Origin of the sequence: Sandarakinorhabdus sp. (assembly GCF_031430775.1) — a bacterium.
Taxonomy (GTDB): domain Bacteria; phylum Pseudomonadota; class Alphaproteobacteria; order Sphingomonadales; family Sphingomonadaceae; genus Sandarakinorhabdus.
This window is the reverse complement of sequence record NZ_JANPCD010000058.1, coordinates 1-2,138: the sequence shown is the minus strand read 5'-3', so window position 1 is coordinate 2,138 and position 2,138 is coordinate 1. Positions and strand designations below refer to the sequence as shown.

Below are 2,138 nucleotides of genomic sequence, written 5' to 3'. Positions count from 1 at the left end.
CGACGAAGCGATCACCGCCGAAATCACCGCCGCCTATGACCGCCAACGGCGCTTGTCGCAGGGGGCGGGATCATGAGCCACGACAGCGACCGCCGCACCCATGCCGACGCGCTGCGGCGGCACAACCGGACCAACCAGACTGCCCGCTTCAAACGGCAGGCCGGGATCATGCTGGCATCGATTGCCCTGGGTGCAATCATCCTGCCCTATGCGATACTCGACAAGGAGATATTGCAGGCGGCTGCGACATATCATGTCGCTCATGCAAAATCATGGTTTGCCGAAGGCACAGCCGCCAGACCGACCATGATCATCCGCGTCGATGGCACTGACTATGCCGCGCCGACCGATGCCGTGATCGCACATCCCTATTACCGGGATCGGGCGGATGCCGTCTTTGCCAAATTCAAGATGGGCGCGGTGCTTGGTTTTGCCGGTTGGCTGGCAGGGCTGTTCCTCTTGCGTGGGGTTGCAGCACGGCGGCGCGAAGCCGCTTTGCGCGACCGCGTGATTGCCGGAACGCTTGTGACCAGCGAGGCGCAGCTTGCCAGACTGACTGGCAGCGAAGCCGATGCCCGTGCCTTGCAAATTGGCACCGTTCCATTGCCCAACCGACTTGAGACCCGGCATATGGCGATGATCGGTACGACCGGCAGCGGCAAGACGACCGCGCTGCGCCAGATGCTCGATGGCATAGAAGCGCGCGGTGAAGCCGCCTTGGTTTATGATACCAGCGGCGAATTCGTCGCGCATTACTATCAGCCTGAACGCGGCGACGTCATCTTGAATCCGTTCGACGCCCGCTGCGCATTCTGGTCGCCCTTCGACGAAATCGCCCACCCCGCCGATGCCGACCGCATCGCCCACCAGCTTATCACCGAGACCGGGCAAAACGACCGCGATGTCTGGCTGGAAACCAGCCGCATCCTCGTCGCCAACATGCTGCGCGCTTTGTGGCACGAGGGCAAATGCGGCCTCGAGGATTTGCTAAACGCTTTGCAGAGCCGGACCAAGGATGATTTGAAGATATGGCTGGGGAACAGCTCGTCGGCCCGGACCTTCGCCGAGGACGCCGACCGCGCCACCGGCAGCGTTCTGTTCATGCTCGCCAAGGCGGCGAACCTGATCCAGTTCTTGTCGGTTGAGGGCCGCGATCACCCTTTCGCGTTTCGCGATTTCATCCCCGGGCTGGATAATCGGTCAGGCCCGCGCCCGTGGATATTCGTGCCGCGCAAGGAGGATTATTTCGAGGCATCAAAGCCATTGCTCGCTTGCTGGCTCGAATGCGCCGCAAGCGCCGTGCTTGGGCTTTCGCCATCGCCGCACCGGCGTATCTGGTTCATCCTTGACGAACTGGCCGATTTGCCGCGCGTCGAGAATATGGCGCGGCTGTTGCCCGAGGGCCGCAAGTTCGGGGCCGCCGTCATTCTGACGTTTCAGGCATTGGGCCAGATGCGCCATCGATACGGTCCGCAGATTGCGGAATCGATGCTGGGCTGTTGCAACACCAAGCTGTTCCTCCAGACTATCGACAGCGAGACCCGGCTCTGGGCGAGCCAGACCATCGGCGACTGCGAGGTAGAAATCCATATGATGACCGACGCGCTCGCCAGTGGCGACGATGCGCCGCGCACAACCTTGAGCAAAACCCGCAAGGTGCGCCCCGCCATTCTGGAAAGCGAATTGCGCCTGCCCAAATATGAGGGGTTCTTGTTGCTCCCCGATGGGTTGCCGGTAGCGCGGATCAAGATGACCGCCGGTCATCTGCAATCGCGCAGGGTCGCACAGCACCCCGGTTTCATCGCGGGCGATATGAAGGCAACGCTTTGGCAGCAGATCGCCAACGCCCCGCCGCCCGCACCGCCGCCATCAACCAGTGAAGGGCCAGTGTGATGGTCGCGTCGGTTTCCGCGCTGACCAGTTCGGGCCAAGCCGCGAGCTATTATGAAGCCGACGACTATTATGCCGATGGTGGCCTTTCGCCGTCCGAATGGCAGGGCAAGGGCGCAGACGAGATTGGCCTGTCGGGCGATGTTGACCGCGAACAGTTCCGTGACTTTCTCGACGGCAAGGTCGCCAGCCAGCAATTGGGAACGACCCGCGACGGCCAGCTTGAACATCGTCCCGGAGGGGATGTC

At 62.2% G+C, this 2,138-nt stretch carries 2 protein-coding genes; both read left to right on the top strand.

All coding sequences use genetic code 11. From position 1 onward, the window contains the following. Positions 1 to 72: 72 nt before the first annotated feature. Complete coding sequence (locus tag RMQ73_RS03150) at positions 73 to 1,893, top strand: type IV secretion system DNA-binding domain-containing protein (protein ID WP_310496538.1); 1,821 nt, start codon at positions 73 to 75, stop codon at positions 1,891 to 1,893. Next, on the top strand, positions 1,893 to 2,138 hold a 246-nt coding region (locus tag RMQ73_RS03145; RefSeq protein ID WP_310496537.1), incomplete at its 3' end, for a relaxase domain-containing protein. The genes RMQ73_RS03150 and RMQ73_RS03145, both read left to right, overlap by 1 nt.

Bases quoted from the DNA above. Each gene is read 5' to 3' on its own strand.
- RMQ73_RS03150 (WP_310496538.1), top strand. From the start codon at position 73: ATGAGCCACGACAGCGACCGCCGCACCCATGCCGACGCGCTGCGGCGG.